The organism is Rhizobacter sp., assembly GCF_031412495.1.
Taxonomy (GTDB): domain Bacteria; phylum Pseudomonadota; class Gammaproteobacteria; order Burkholderiales; family Burkholderiaceae_C; genus Schlegelella_A.
In genome coordinates this window covers 1-14,218 of the sequence record NZ_JANODC010000130.1, presented here as the reverse complement: position 1 = coordinate 14,218, position 14,218 = coordinate 1, and the positions used below count along the sequence as shown (strand labels likewise).

The 14,218-nt window shown below is 72.7% G+C and carries 13 protein-coding genes; 2 read left to right on the top strand and 11 right to left on the bottom strand.

What is annotated here, in order from left to right:
- Positions 1–1,081: ExeA family protein (locus AC30N0_RS04935; protein ID WP_489516817.1), on the bottom strand; the 1,081-nt coding region annotated here is incomplete at its 3' end.
- 40 nt (positions 1,082–1,121) lie between these two features.
- Between AC30N0_RS04935 and AC30N0_RS04930 the strand changes: the two genes are divergently transcribed.
- Positions 1,122–2,135 (top strand): Bug family tripartite tricarboxylate transporter substrate binding protein, encoded by a 1,014-nt coding sequence (locus AC30N0_RS04930; RefSeq protein WP_489516816.1) that lies wholly within the window; start codon positions 1,122–1,124, stop codon positions 2,133–2,135.
- Between the two features lie 2 nt (positions 2,136–2,137).
- On the opposite strand, the gene otnI is transcribed toward AC30N0_RS04930, so the two are convergent.
- The 6 genes from otnI to AC30N0_RS04900 are packed head-to-tail and all read right to left on the bottom strand — an operon-like array spanning position 2,138 to position 7,967.
- Positions 2,138–2,944 carry a 2-oxo-tetronate isomerase gene (gene otnI, locus AC30N0_RS04925; RefSeq protein WP_489516815.1) on the bottom strand — a complete coding sequence of 269 codons (807 nt, stop codon included), beginning with the start codon at positions 2,942–2,944 and terminating at the stop codon, positions 2,138–2,140.
- 23 nt (positions 2,945–2,967) lie between these two features.
- Positions 2,968–3,627: a class II aldolase/adducin family protein gene (locus AC30N0_RS04920; RefSeq protein WP_489516814.1), complete on the bottom strand. Its 660-nt coding sequence runs from the start codon at positions 3,625–3,627 to the stop codon at positions 2,968–2,970.
- Complete coding sequence (otnK, locus tag AC30N0_RS04915; protein WP_489516813.1) at positions 3,624–4,937, bottom strand: 3-oxo-tetronate kinase; 1,314 nt, start codon at positions 4,935–4,937, stop codon at positions 3,624–3,626. The genes AC30N0_RS04920 and otnK overlap by 4 nt, the downstream gene beginning before the upstream one ends.
- Positions 4,937–5,857 (bottom strand): L-threonate dehydrogenase, encoded by a 921-nt coding sequence (gene ltnD / locus AC30N0_RS04910; protein WP_489516812.1) that lies wholly within the window; start codon positions 5,855–5,857, stop codon positions 4,937–4,939. The genes otnK and ltnD overlap by 1 nt, the downstream gene beginning before the upstream one ends.
- Positions 5,854–7,047, bottom strand: coding sequence for an aromatic ring-hydroxylating oxygenase subunit alpha (locus AC30N0_RS04905; protein WP_489516811.1), 1,194 nt, complete (start codon positions 7,045–7,047; stop codon positions 5,854–5,856). Before AC30N0_RS04905 ends, ltnD begins: the two co-directional genes overlap by 4 nt.
- Positions 7,048–7,085: 38 nt before the next feature.
- Positions 7,086–7,967 carry an MBL fold metallo-hydrolase gene (locus AC30N0_RS04900; protein ID WP_489516810.1) on the bottom strand — a complete coding sequence of 294 codons (882 nt, stop codon included), beginning with the start codon at positions 7,965–7,967 and terminating at the stop codon, positions 7,086–7,088.
- 74 nt (positions 7,968–8,041) lie between these two features.
- On the opposite strand from AC30N0_RS04900, the gene AC30N0_RS04895 reads away from it, so the two are divergent.
- Positions 8,042–8,803, top strand: a complete 762-nt coding sequence (locus AC30N0_RS04895) for a glucose 1-dehydrogenase (protein ID WP_489516809.1) — start codon at positions 8,042–8,044, stop codon at positions 8,801–8,803.
- A gap of 21 nt (positions 8,804–8,824) precedes the next feature.
- Here AC30N0_RS04895 and AC30N0_RS04890 read toward each other — a convergent pair whose 3' ends face one another.
- The 4 genes from AC30N0_RS04890 to xdhA all read right to left on the bottom strand — a co-directional run.
- Positions 8,825–9,652, bottom strand: a complete 828-nt coding sequence (locus tag AC30N0_RS04890; protein ID WP_489516808.1) for a DUF4198 domain-containing protein — start codon at positions 9,650–9,652, stop codon at positions 8,825–8,827.
- On the bottom strand, positions 9,649–10,491 hold the full coding sequence (gene xdhC / locus AC30N0_RS04885) for a xanthine dehydrogenase accessory protein XdhC (RefSeq protein ID WP_489516807.1): 843 nt from the start codon (positions 10,489–10,491) through the stop codon (positions 9,649–9,651). Before xdhC ends, AC30N0_RS04890 begins: the two co-directional genes overlap by 4 nt.
- Positions 10,488–12,812, bottom strand: coding sequence for a xanthine dehydrogenase molybdopterin binding subunit (xdhB, locus tag AC30N0_RS04880; RefSeq protein ID WP_489516806.1), 2,325 nt, complete (start codon positions 12,810–12,812; stop codon positions 10,488–10,490). The genes xdhC and xdhB overlap by 4 nt, the downstream gene beginning before the upstream one ends.
- Positions 12,809–14,218, bottom strand: a 1,410-nt coding sequence (xdhA, locus tag AC30N0_RS04875; RefSeq protein ID WP_489516805.1) for a xanthine dehydrogenase small subunit, incomplete at its 5' end; no start/stop codon positions are given. The genes xdhA and xdhB, both read right to left, overlap by 4 nt.

The window sequence follows — 14,218 nt, the reverse complement described above, 5'->3', positions numbered from 1 at the left end:
CCACCGTGCTGCTGGCCGCAGCCGACGCGGCGGTGGCGGCTCCGCTTGTGCCGGCCGACGCACCGCGGGTGCCGGCGCCGCCCAGGCTCGCTCGCGCCGCTGCCGGTGCACTCGCGGCGGCCGTCTCCGGCTGGACGAACTTGCGCCATCCGCCGTACCCGGCGAACGCCACCAGCGCGGCCAGCGCCAGCCCGGTCGCGACGATCAACCCGGTGCCGGCGCCCTGGGCCACGCGCGAGCGGTCCGGGCCTGGCGACTCCGACCTGCCGAACACCTCGCGCGCCGCCTTCTCGATCATCGGCGCGTCGATGAGCTGCTTGCCGTGCGCGTAGGCGCCGAGCATGGCGCGATCGCAGAGCAGGTTGATGCGCCGCGGCACCCCGCGCGCGATCACGTGGATCCGCTCCACCGCCTTGCGGTCGAACGGGATCGATCGCGTCATGCCGGCGACCGAGAGGCGGTGCCGGATGTAGTGCTCGGTCTCCTTGGACGACAGCGCCTTCAGGTGGAAGCGCGCGATCACGCGCTGCGCCAGCTGCTCGAGCTCCGGCCGCTCGAGCATCGTGCGCAGCTCGGGCTGCCCGATGAGGACGATCTGCAGCAGCTTCTTCTCGTTGGTCTCGAGGTTGGTGAGCAGGCGCAGCTGCTCGAGGACGTCGGCCGACAGGTTCTGCGCCTCGTCGATGATGAGCACGTTGTTCTGCCCGACCGCGTGCGTCTTGAGCAGGAAGTCGTTGAGCGGATCGACGTAGCCCTTGACCGTCGCCGGCTCGCCCTGTGGCAGCTCGTAGGGGACGCGGAACTCGTCGCAGATGGTGCGCAGCAGCTCGATGACCGTGAGCTTGGGATTGAAGATGTAGGCGACATTGCTGCGCTTGGGGATCTGCTCGAGGAAGCAGCGGCAGACGGTGGTCTTGCCGGCGCCGATCTCGCCCGACAGCAGGACGAAGCCGCCGCCGCCGCCGACGCCGTAGAGCAGGTGGGCGAGCGCCTCCCGGTGGCGCTTGCTCATGTAGAGATAACGGGGGTCCGGCGCGAGTGAAAACGGCTCCTGCTTCAGGCCGAAGAAGCGCAAGTACATGGGGCGGAGAATACCCCGCGCGACGGGCGAGAATCCGCGGATGAGCACCCGATTGACCCTCTCGAGCGGCCTCGACCGCAGCCGCCGCGAGGCCCTCCGCAGCGCGATCGCAGCCGCTCTCGCCGGCACCTTGCCCGGGTTGGCCAACGCACAGGCCGCCTGGCCGAGCCGGCCGATCCGCTTCGTGGTCCCCTTCGCCCCGGGCGGCAGCTCGGAGATCGTCGCCCGCTCCATCGCCGTCGAGCTCTCCCGGCTGCTGGGGCAGAGCGTCTTCGTCGACAACAAGCCCGGTGGCGCCGGCAACATCGCCATGGCCGAGGTGGCGCGGGCCGAAGACCAGCACACGCTGATCCTCGGCCACATCGGCACGCTCGCCGTCAACCCGTTCATCTTCGAAAAGCTGCCCTACGACCCGCAGAAGGACTTCCGCCCGATCTCCCTGCTCGCCAAGGTGCCGAGCCTCTACGTCGTGCACCCGGACGTGCCGGCGCAGAACCTGAAGGAGTTCGTCGCCCTGGCCCGCTCCAAGCCGGGACAGATGAACTACGGCTCGGCCGGCAACGGCAGCGCCGGCCATCTTGCCTTCGAGTACCTGAAGATGGCGACGGGCACCTTCATCCTGCACGTGCCGTACCGCGGCACCGGCCCGCAGCTGACCGACCTGCTCGCCGGCAGGCTGCAGGCGGCCTCGGTGGGCGCGCCGGCGATCCTGCAGTTCATCCGCACCGGCAAGCTGCGCTGCATCGCCACCGGCACGACGCGGCGCATTCCTCAGCTGCCGGACGTGCCCACCGTCGCAGAGCAGGGCTACCCCGGCTTCGAGATGACGCAGTGGTACGGCCTGCTCGCCCCGGCCAGCCTGCCCGCGGCAGCGGCCGACAAGCTTGCCGCGGCCGCGGCGCGGGCGGTCCAGGAGCCCGCCGCCCTCGAACGGCTGAGCAGCGACGCCGCCATCGCCGTCGGCAGCACGCCGGCCGAGTTCGTCGCCTACATCGCGCAGGAGCGCGAGCGCTGGAAGCCGGTGATCGCGCGCGCGAAGGTCAAGCCCGACTAGGGCTAATCGGCGGCGCCGCCGGGCTCACGGCGTGCGCGCTGCAGCCAGCCGAGCCCTTCCGACGTGCCGGCGGCGGGCCGGTATTCGCAGCCGATCCAGCCGTCGAAGCCGAGCTCGTCGATCACGTCGAAGAGATACGGGTAGTTCACCTCGCCGCGATCCGGCTCGTGTCGCTCCGGCACGCCGGCGATCTGCAGGTGGCCGACGCGGCCCGACGGCAGGTGGCGGCGCAGCTTCATGGCGACGTCGCCCTCGACGATCTGGCAGTGGTAGAGGTCCATCTGCACCTTGAGGTTGGCGGCACCGATCCCGGCCAGCACGGCGTGCGCCTCGTCCTGCCGGTTGAGGAAGTAGCCGGGGATGTCGCGCGTGTTGATCGGCTCGATCAGGATGTCGACCTTCGCGTCGGCGGCGCGCTGCGCGGCCCAGGCCAGGTTCGCGATGTACAGCGGGCGCAGCGCCTCGCGCGTCGCGTTGGCCGGCACCAGCCCGGCCATCACGTGCAGGCGCGGGCAGGCGAGGGCGGCGGCGTAGTCGAGGCCGCGCTCGACGCCGGCGCGGAACTCGGCTTCGCGGCCGGGCAGGCAGGCGAGGCCCCGCTCGCCGCCGGCGAAGTCGCCCGGCACCGCGTTGAAGAGCACCTGCTGCAGGCCGTTCTGCGCCAGCGCCGCGGCCAGCGTCGGCGCCGGCCATTCGTACGGGAACAGGAACTCGACGGCGCGAAAGCCGTCGCGAGCGGCGGCAGCGAAGCGGTCGAGGAAGGCGTGCTCCACGTACATCATGCTGAGGTGGGCGGCGAAGCGGGGCATCGGGGTTCCTTGTTCTGTCCTGGTCACCAGCGGCAGCCGAACTGCTCCTGCAGCTCGGCCAGCTGCGACGGCGAGAGCGGCGCCGGCGGCGTCGCGCAGCCGCGCCACAGGCGGGCCGTTTCCTCGAGCTCCTCGAGCACGGCCATGGCCGACGCCGGCGTGTCGTGCCAGACGTTGGGGCCGAGCCGGGCCAGCATCACGGCGCGGATCGGCACGCCGCGGGCGCGCGAGCGCTCGATCGCCGCGGCGACGAGATCGGCGACGCGCGGATCGCCCGGCCGGTGCAAGGCGATGAGCGGAACGTGGCCGACCTTCATGACGAAGTACGGCGTGATCGGCGGCAGCAGGTCGTCGCGCGCCTCGTCGCCCAGCGCCAGGCTCAGGCCGACGAGGTGCCGCGAATGGGTGTGGATGGTGCAGCCCGCCTCGGGCGCCGCGGCATAGATGCGACGGTGCAGCGCCAGCGTCTTGCTCGGCCGAGCGCCCGCCGGTGCCGAGCCGTCGGCGCCGACCTTCACCAGGCCGGACGGGTCGAGCTCGCCGAGCGACGCGTCGGTGGCGGTGATGAGAAAGCCGTCGCCGAGACGGGCGCTGATGTTGCCCGTGCTGCCGTGCACGTAGCCGCGCGCATGCAGCGAGCGGCCGACGCGGCAGATCTCCTCTCGCAAGGCCGCTTCGGTCACTGCTCTTGCCGGAAGGCGCGGCTGAAGAAGTCGACCGCGCCGAAGTTGCCGGACTTCAGCGCCAGCAGCAGGCCGCCCGGACCCGCGGCCGCGGCTTCGGCATGGCACCACGGAACGCCCGGGTCGATCTGCGCGCCGATGCGCATCTGCCGGATGCCGAGCGCCTGCACGCAGGCGCCCGAGGTCTCGCCGCCGGCGACGACGAGGCGGCGCGCACCGCGCTCGACCAGTGCCTGCGCGACCTCGCCGAGCAGTGTCTCGACCATGGCGCCGGCCTTCTCGGCGCCAAGCGCGGCCTGCGCCGCGGCGACGTCCGCAGGCGAGGCGGTGCTGTAGACGAGCACCGGCCCCTCCGGCGCAGCGGCCCACGACTGCTCGGCCCAGCGGGCGATGGCGTGCACGGTGCCGTGGCGGTCGTCGGTGCGCAGCATGCGCGGCTCGATGCGCCGTGCGGCGCCGCCCGAGCGGAGGAAGTCGGCGACCTGCGCGTTGGTCGCCTCCGAGCAGCTTCCGGAGACGATGGCGCAGCGCCCGTCGACCACCGGCAGCGTCGCCGACTGCTCCGACGGCGCGATGCCGAAGTTGCGCGGCAGGCCGATCGCCAGCCCCGAGCCGGCGCAGACCAGCGGCATCCGGGCGACGGCCTCGCCGAGGCGGTGCAGGTCGTCGTTGCCGACCGCGTCGACGACGGCGATGGCGACGCCGCTCGCCTGCAATGCGGCGAAGCGTTCGCCGATCGCCGCCGCCGAGCCGGCGACGGCGCGGTGGTCGACGAGGCCGACGCGGCGCCGCGCCGGCCCGTGCAGCTGCGCCTGCAGCACGCGCACCAGGTTGGCATCGGTCATCGGCGTCAGCGGGTGCTGGCGCATGCCGCTGTCCGACAGCAGCACGTCGCCGACGAAGAGGTGGCCCTTGAAGACGGTGCGGCCGTTGTCGGGAAAGGCCGGCGTCGCGATCGTGAAGGCGCAGCCGAGCTCGTCCATGAGCGCCTCGAGCACCGGGCCGATGTTGCCGCGCGGCGTCGAGTCGAAGGTCGAGCAGATCTTGAAGTAGATCTGCGTCGCACCGCCGGCGCGCAGGAAGCGGCAGGCGGCCAGCGACTGCGCCACCGCGGCCTCCGGCTCGATCGTGCGCGACTTGAGGGCGACGACGACGGCGTCGACGTCGCCGGGCGCCCCCGTCGCCGCCGGTGCGTCGTCGTCCGGCACGCCGATGGCCTGGACCACGCGCATGCCGGCGCGGACCAGGTTGTTGGCGAGGTCGGTGGCGCCGGTGAAGTCGTCGGCGATGCAGCCGAGGCGGATGCTCATCACGGCGCCTTCTTCGGCAGCTCGATGCCCGGGAAGATCTTGATCACGGCGGCGTCGTCCTCCTTGGCGTAGCCGGCCGTCGATGCCTGCATGAACATCTGGTGCGCGGTGCTGGCCAGCGGCAGGGGGAACTTGCTCGCCCGCGCCGTGTCGAGCACGAGGCCGAGGTCCTTGACGAAGATGTCGACCGCCGAGAGCGGCGTGTAGTCGGCCGCCAGGACGTGCGCCATGCGATTCTCGAACATCCAGCTGTTGCCGGCGCTGTGCGTGATGACGTCGTAGAGCGCGTGCGCGTCGACGCCTTCGCGCAGGCCGAGCGCCATCGCCTCGGCCGCCGCCGCGATGTGCACGCCGGCAAGCAGCTGGTTGATGATCTTCACCTTGCTGCCGTTGCCGGCCCGGTCGCCGAGGCGGTAGACCTTGGCCGCCATCGCGTTCAGGAGCGGCTCGGCCTTGGCCCAGGCTTCGTCGCGGCCGGCGCCCATCACCGTCATCTGCGCCGACGCCGCCTTCGCCGCGCCGCCCGAGATCGGCGCATCGACGTAGTGCAGGCCGAGCGCCTCGACCCGCGCCTCGAAGCCGATCGAGACGTTCGGGTCGACCGTCGAGCACATCACGAAGGTGCTGCCCGGGCGCATCGCCGCGGCAGCGCCGTCGAGGCCGAACAGCACGGCTTCGGTCTGTGCCGCGTTCACGACCACGGAGAACACGACCTCGGCGGCGCGTGCGGCCTCGGCCGGCGACGCCCAGGCGACGCCGCCCTGCGCCGCGAAGGCCGCCGCCGCCCCGGGCCGCGCATCGCAGACGTGCACCCGGCAGCCGGCGCGGCGCAGCGATGCGGCCATGCCCGAGCCCATGGCTCCGAGGCCGATGACGGCGACGTTCGTATCCAAGCGCGTTCCTTCGTTCTCGTCGTTCATGCGGCCACGCCGGTCAAGCGCTCCTTCACCTCGCCGTGGAACCAGCCGAGTCCCTGCTCGGCGCGTCCCGCGGTCACGAAGCGGTTCGCCCCGCTGCGCATCCCCTTCTGGATGCCGACGGCGCAGAAGATGTCTTCCTTCTGGAACACGCCCTGCTCGATGAGGCGGAAGGTCTTCTCCCAGTGCGGGGTCCAGTCGGGCGTGGCGCGGTCGGCGGGGATCAGCATGCGGTGTGTCCACGACAGCGTCTCGGGGCCGGTCGGGTAGAGCGTGACCAGGCTGAGGTAGTCGGGATGGAAGATGGTGATGGTGTTCGGGAAGATCGTGTGGTTGGGCGTCGCAAGGCGCGCCAGGGCGGCCATGTCGCGGGGCCGGGTCGCATCGACCTCGGGCGCCGGCAGGCGGGCCCATTCCTCGCCGGCGCGGCGGGCCACGAGCGACTGGATGTGCGGGCCGAAGCGCTCGCTGGCGATCACGCCGTCGGCGAAGAACGGGTAGATCGTCTCCTTGTGCAGGACCCGGATGTGGTACGCCTCTAGGAAGGCATCGACGATCAGCTTCCAGTTCGCCGGGTACTCGGCCTGCACGGTGCGGAACAGGCGCAGCCCCTCGAGGCCGAAGAAGGGCAGTTCCGCATCGAGGCCGCCGAGAAAGGCGTCGAGATCGATGCGCCCGCCCGGCGTCGGCACCACCCACAGCAGGCCGTGCCGCTCCTCGGCCGGGAGCGGCGTCAGGCTCTCGTCGACCGCCTCGCAGGCATCGAACGCTTCGGCATGCAGGCGATGCCGCAGCGCCCCCTCGAGGCGGTAGGTCCAGCCGTGGTACGGGCAGACGATGCTCGACTTCGCCTGCGCCGCGTCGCCGGCCTCGACGAGGCGCATGCCGCGATGCCGGCAGACGTTGAGGAAGGCGCGGAAGGCGCCGTTGGCGTCGCGGCTCAGCAGCATCGGCACGCCGTAGCCGTCGTGGGCGAGGACGTGGCCGGGCGCGAGCTCGCTCGCGTGCCCGACGACGAGCGGCAAGGGCCTGAACAGCCGTTCGATCTCGGCGGCGCGGACCTCGGCGCTGAAGTAGTTCTCGACCGGGATCCGCGTCACCGGCTCGCGCCCGCCCTGCCACTCGGCACGGCCGGCGAGGAACTGCGAACGCAGGCGCTCCAGCTGGTCGGCGAGGCGAGGGGGCAGGCTCATGGGCAAGGCATCTCGGGGCCCATTGTCGGCATTCGCGCTCACCGGCCCGCGATGGGCAGCGCATTCAGCGGAATGCGCAGGTAGGCGACGCCGTTGTCGTCGGGCTCTGGCAGCCGGCCGCCGCGCACGTTGACCTGCAGGGCCGGCAGGATCAGCGCCGGCGCACCGAGCGTCTTGTCGCGCGCCTCGCGCATGGCGACGAACGTGTCCTCGTCGATCCCGTCGTGGACGTGGACGTTTTCCTGCCTCTGCTCGGCGACGCTGCACTGCCAGGCCGCGCCGCGCGTCTCGGGCGGGTAGTCGTGGCAGACGCAGAGGGCGGTGTCCGCCGGCAGCGCGAGCAGGCTGCGGATCGAGCGGTACAGCCGGCGCGCGTCGCCGCCCGGGAAGTCCGTGCGGGCGCTGCCGACGTCGGGCATGAAGAGCGTGTCGCCGATGAAGGCGGTGCCGTCGACCAGGTAGGCCATGTCGGCCGGCGTGTGGCCGGGAACGAACATCGCGCGCGCCTCGACCTCGCCGATGCGGAAGGTCTCGCCGTCCACGAAGAGGTGGTCGAAATGGCTGCCGTCGGCGGCGAACCCGGGCTCGAAGTTGAACAGCTTCGCGAACGTCGACTGCACCTCGCGAATGCGCTCGCCGATGCCGATGCGCCCGCCTACCCGTTGGCGCAGGTAGGGCGCGGCCGAGAGATGGTCGGCGTGGATGTGCGTCTCGAGGATCCAGTCGACGCCGAGGGCGTGCTCGGCGACGTGCGCGAGCAGGCGGTCGGCCGAGCGGGTGGCGGTGTGCCCGGACTTGCCGTCGTAGTCGAGCACCGGGTCGACGATCGCCGCGCGCCGGCTGGCCCGGTCGTGGACGATGTAGGAGACGGTCCCCGTCTCCGGATCGTGGAAGCCCTGCGTGCTCGTGGCCGTGCCCATCCCGCCTCCATCGCGTGCCTGCCGCCCGCTCTCATACTCTAGGCGAGGCGGCACACACGCGAGGAGGACGGCGCATGAACCCGAGGCGTTTCGAAGGCAAGGTCGCGCTCGTCACCGGCGGCAACAGCGGCATGGGCTTCAGCGTCGCGCAACGGCTCGTCGCCGAGGGCGCGCGCGTGGTCGTCGCCGGCCGCGATGCGGCGACGGTCGAGCGCGCCGCCGGCGAGCTCGGCGAAGCGGCGCTGGGGGTGGTTGCGGACGTCGGCAGCCTGGCCGGCATCGACGGCCTGATCGGCGCGACGCGCGCCTTCGGCGCAGGCCGGCTCGACGTCGTCTTCGCCAACGCTGGCAGCGCCACCTTCGGCCCGGTCGCCTCGACGACCGAGGCCCAGTGGGACGAGCTCATGAACGTCAACCTGAAGGGCGTCTACTTCACGGTGCAGAAGGCGCTGCCGCTGATGGGCGCCGGCGGCGCGATCGTCCTCAACGCCTCGGTGGCGGCCGGCAAGGGCAACCCGGCCGGCTCGCTCTACGGCGCCAGCAAGGCCGGCGTGCGCTCGCTCGGACGCACGCTGGCCGCCGAGCTGGTCGGGCGCGGCATCCGCGTCAACGTCGTCAGCCCGGGCCCGATCGAGACGCCGCTCTTCGCGCGCACCGGGGGCATGACGGCGGATGCCGTGCAGGCGATGAAGGGCCGCTGGGCCGAGCACAACCCGATGAAGCGCTTCGGCACGCCCGACGAGGTCGCCGCGGCCGTGCTCTTCCTCGCCTCGGACGAGGCCTCGTTCATCACCGGCGTCGACCTGCTGGTCGACGGCGGCCTCGGCAGCTTCTGACGCGGCTCGCGCCGTGCCCGTTCACGGCCGGCGCTGCGCCCCGGCTCCGCCCGGCGCTGCCGGCAGCTCCAGCGTCAGCGACGACCACAGGCTCTGCCAGTCGGCGCCGCTTGCCGGCGGCGCCTCGATCATGTGCACGGCGTTGATCAGCCACACGCCGGCGGCCGGCAAGGCAAACACGACCCGGCCGGCGGCGTCGCTGCGCCGCTCGATGCGCGCCTCCCCGGTCGCTTGGGGAATGGCCTTGACCAGCACGCCGGCGAGCGGCCGACCGAGGTGCAGGAGGCGGACCGCGAAGCTGCCGCCGTCGATCAGCAAACGCGGGTCGGTCTCCGGCACGAGCTCGAGGTCGAGGCCGACGGGCCGGTCGAAGGGTCCGGCCGGGGCGCCCGGCCCGCCGACGGCGAGCAGCGTCTTGGCGTGGCGCACGAAGAGCTCGCGGCCCGGCGCGGCCGAGGCGCCGCGCGCCGCCCGCTGGGCGATGACGGGCTCGAGCCCTTCCTCGCGCAGATAGGCCTCGAAGGCCGCGGCGTCGAGAACCAGCGGCGAGGCCGTCGAGTGGTAGACGGCGACGGCCAGGCCCGGGCTGCGCAGCATCGCCGTGCCGGCCGGGTCGGCGCCGGCGGCGCCGCCGATCGGCCGCTCGCCCTGCGCGTCGACGAGGCTGAAGCGGCGCACGCGGGCTGGGTCGCGCGGCAGCGTCTCGCCCGGCCAGCCGGCGCCGACACGGTGCGCGATGCCGATGCGCTCGCCCGGGGCGGCGGCGAACCGGGCCGGCATGAGCCAGTACTCGTGCGCGTCGGCGCTGGTGCCGAGCAGCAGCGCGGCGGCGGCGAGAAGGGCTCTCACGCCACGGTGGCGCTGGCGCCGATGCGGCTCTGCTCGACCAGCAGCTGGGCGACGACCGCCGCCGCGATGAGCTCGGGCGCCTTGCCGTCGATGCCGTCGACGCCGATCGGGCACGTCAGGCGTGCCAGCGCCTCCGCCTCGACGCCGCGCTCGGCCAGCCGGCGCATGAAGCCGGCCCGCTTCGTCTTCGATCCGATCAGGCCGCAGAAGGCGAAGTCGCCGCGCCGCAGGATCGCTTCGGTGATGCGCAGGTCGAGCGCGTGCTCGTGGGTCAGGACCAGGTAGAACGCGGCCGGTGGCGCGTGCCGGACCTCGGCCTCGACCGTGTCGATCGAGGTGCGCCGGATCCGCGCCGGCCAGGGCGAGCCCAGGTTCGTCGCCGCGGGGAAGCCGTCGTCGCGCTGGTCGAACCAGTCGACCTCGACGTCGAGCGTGGCGAGCAGCGTCGCGATGGCGCGGCCGACGTGGCCGGCCCCGTGCAGCTGCAGGTGGAACAGCGGCGGCGGCACCGGCCAGCGGGTCAGCGCCGGCGCCGACAGCGGCGCGAACGCCAGCGTCACCGACCCGCCGCAGCACTGGCCGAGGGCCGGTCCGAGCGGGAATCGCTCGCACCGGTCGGCGGCCTCGCCGCGCTCGAGCATCGCCCGGGCGACGACGATCGCCTTCAGCTCGAGGTGCCCGCCGCCGACCGTGCCGGCGAGATCCGCCGCAGCAACGAGCATGCGCGTGCCGCGGCCGCGCGGCACCGACCCGGCGGCCTCGACCACCTCGACGACGATGCCGGCCCGGCCGACGGCCAGCCACTCGTCGGCGCAGGCGCGCAGCTCGCGTTCGATCATCGGCCGGTCCTCACCGCCGTCACCGCGCGCAGGATCGCCTCGCTCGTCGCCGGCGCCGTCAGCGGCGGGTCGCTGCGGTGCCCGCCGGCCGCCGAGACCGCGTCGCGGATGGCATAGAAAACCGAGAACGGCAGCAGCAGCGGCGGCTCGCCGGTGGCCTTGCTCCGATGGATGGTGTCGGCGGCGTTGTCGTCGGCATCGCCGTCCTTCCACAGGCGCACGTCGAACGCCGCCGGGCAGTCGTTCGCGGTCGGGATCTTGTAGGTGCTCGGCGCGTGCGTCGTCAGGAGGCCCGCCTTTGCCGTGCCGTCGTCCGGGTGCCAGACCAGCTCTTCCATCGTCAGCCAGCCCATGCCCTGGATGAAGCCGCCCTCGACCTGGCCCAGGTCGACGGCGCGGTTGATCGAGCGGCCGGCGTCGTGCAGCGCGTGCACGGCGAGCAGCTTCCATTCGCCGGTGAGCGTGTCGACGACGACCTCGCTGACGGCGGCACCGTAGGCGAAGTAGTAGAAGGGGCTGCCCTGCATCGTCTGCTTGTTCCACGACAGCCCCGGCGTCGCGTAGAAGCCGTCGCTCCAGAGCTGCACCCGCGCCATGTAGGCCTGCACGACCAGCTCGCGGAAGCTCATCGTGCGTCCGGCGCCGATCGCGACCGTGCCGTCGGCGAAGCGGATGGCGCCGGGCTCGACGGCGTAGCGCTCCGCGGCGAAGGCGACCAGGCGGGCCTTGACCTGCCGGGCCGCGTCCTGCGCCGCCTTGCCGTTCAGGTCGCTGCCGGTCGATGCGGCCGTCGCCGACGTGTTGGCGATCTTCTGCGTGTCGGTCGCGGTGACGCGCACCTGCTCGAAGGGCACGCCGAGCTCGTGCGCGACGACCTGCGCGACCTTGGTGTTCAGGCCCTGGCCCATCTCGGTGCCGCCGTGGTTGACGAGCACCGAGCCGTCGCCGTACACGTGGACCAGGGCCCCGGCCTGGTTCAGGTGGACGAGGTTGAAGGAGATGCCGAACTTCACCGGCGTGAGCGCCAGGCCGCGCTGGAGGACCTCGCTGGTCGCGTTGAAGGCGTCGATCTCCGCGCGGCGCCGGCGGTAGCCGCTCGTCGCCTCCAGCTCGGCGACGAGCTCGAGAATGATGTTGTCGCGGATCGGCTGACCGTACGGCGTCACGTTCCGCTCCGCCGTGCCGTAGAAGTTGACGCGGCGGACGTCGAGCGCATCCTTGCCGAGGCGGCGCGCGATGCTGTCGAGGATGTTCTCGATCGCGATCGCGCCCTGCGGGCCGCCGAAGCCGCGGAAGGCGGTGTTGCTCTGCGTGTTCGTCTTGCCCGAGTAGCCGTGGATGGCGACGTCGGGCAGCCAGTAGGCGTTGTCGAAGTGGCAGACGGCGCGCGTCATCACGGGGCCGGACAGGTCGGCGGAAAAGCCGGCCCGCGACACCATCGTCAGCTCGGCGCCGAGGACGCGGCCCTCGTCGTCGTAGCCGACCTCGTACTCGTAGTGGAAGCAGTGGCGCCGGCCCGTGACGAGGAAGTCGTCGTCGCGGTCGAGGCGAAGCTTGACCGGCCGGTTCAGGCGCTTCGCGGCGATGGCGGCGACGCAGGCGAAGAGGGCCGATTGCGATTCCTTGCCGCCGAAGCCGCCGCCCATCCGCCGGCACTCGACCTGGACGTGGTGCGAGCGCAGGCCGAGGCAGTTCGCGACCAGGTGCTGCATTTCGCTCGGGTGCTGCGTCGAGCAGTGGATGAGCATGCCGTCGTTCTCGCGCGGCACCGCGTACGAGATCTGGCCCTCGAGATAGAACTGCTCCTGGCCGCCGACTTCGAGCGTGTCGACGAGGCGGTGCGGCGCCGCGGCGATGGCGGCGCGGGCGTCGCCACGTCTCATGTGCATCGGCGGCAGGACGTAGCTGCCGGCGGCGTGCGCCTGCACCGGCGTCAGGATCGGCGGAAGCGGCTCGATGCGCAGCACCTTCTTCGCCAAGGCCGCGGCCCGTCGAGCCAGGTCGCGCGTCTCGGCGACGACGGCGAACACCGGCTGGCCGACGTACTGCACCACGCCCGCGGCGAGGATGGGGTCGTCGTGGACGACCGGGCCGCAGTCGTTGACGCCGGGGATGTCGTCGGCGCCGAGGACGGCGACGACGCCGGGCATCGCCCGCACGGAATCGAGGTCCATGCCGTCGATGCGACCGTGCGCCAGCGGCGAGAGGCCGAGCGCGGCGTGCAGCGTGCCGGCGAGCTCGGGCAGGTCGTCGACGTACGGCGCGGCGCCCGCGACGTGCAGGTGCGCCGACTCGTGCGGCAGGCTGGTGCCGACGCTCATTCCGGCCCCCTGACATCCCAGACGCTGACGCTCGCCGCCGGCAGCGGCGACTCGGCGCGCGTCTCCAGCCAGAAGCGGCGCAGCAGGTTCTGCGCCACCTGCATGCGGTAGGCGTCGCTGGCGCGCATGTCGCTGAGCGGCACGAAGTCGGCGGCGAGCGCGTGCTGCGCAGCGGCGACGGCGGCCTCGGTCCAGGGCTGGCCGATCAGCGCGGCCTCGGCGCCGGCGGCGCGCCGGACGGTCGCCGCCATGCCGCCGAAGGCGAGGCGGGCGCTGCGCACGACGCCGTCTTCCCGGCGCAGCGCCAAGGCCGCGCACACGGCCGAGATGTCGCTGTCGAAGCGCTTCGAGATCTTGTAGGCGCGCAGCGTCACGGCGTCGCCGAGCGGCACCTCGATCCCCTGCACGAACTCGCCGCTCTCGAGCCGGTTCTGCATGTAGCCGGTGTAGAAGTCGTCGAGCGGCAGCGTCCGCACGCGCTCGCCGCGGCGCAGGACGAGCCGCGCGCCGAGGGCCATCAGCACCGGCGCCGAGTCGCCGATCGGCGATCCGTTGGCGACGTTGCCGCCCAGCGTGCCGGCGTTGCGGATGGGCACCGAGGCGAAGCGGAGCCAGAGCTCGTGCAGCGCTGGCCAGCGGGACGTGAGCGCTGCGTAGGCGTCCTCGAGCGACACCGCGGCGCCGATGGAGAGGAAGCCATCGGCCACGTCGATCCGTTTCAGCTCGGCGACCTCGCCGGTGAAAACGAGGTCGGGCAAGTCGCGCAGCATCTTCGTGATCCAGAGGCCGATGTCGGTCGAGCCGGCAAGCAGGCGCGCCTCGGGCCGCGCGGCACGTGCGGCAGCAAGCTCGGCCAAGGTTCGCGGCGCCTCGTAGCTCGCGCCGCGCGCCGCGTAAGCGAAGCTGTCGCTGCCGCGCAGCGACTCGAGCGCGGCGACGACGGGTGCGGTCTGCAGCGGCGCCGGCTCGAGCTCGAACATCCGCTGCCCGGCGTCGAGGATCGGCCGGTAGCCCGTGCAGCGGCAGAGGTTGCCCGAGAGCACGTCGGCGAGCTGCTGGCGGCTCGGCCGCGTCCCGGCGGCGCGGTGCTGCTCGTAGGCGGCCCAGAGCGACATCACGAAGCCCGGCGTGCAGAAGCCGCACTGCGAGCCGTGGCATTCGACCATCGCCTGCTGCACCGGGTGGAGTCCATCCGGGCCGGCCAGGTCCTCGACGCTGAACAGCGCCTTGCCATCGAGCGTCGGCAGGAAGCGGATGCAGGCGTTGACCGGGCGCAGGCGCAGGCCGCCGACGACGTCGCCCGAGTCGGCCGCGCCTGCGTCGGTCAGCTCGCCGACGACCACCGTGCAGGCGCCGCAGTCGCCCTCGTTGCAGCCTTCCTTGGTGCCGGTGCAGCGCGCGTCCTC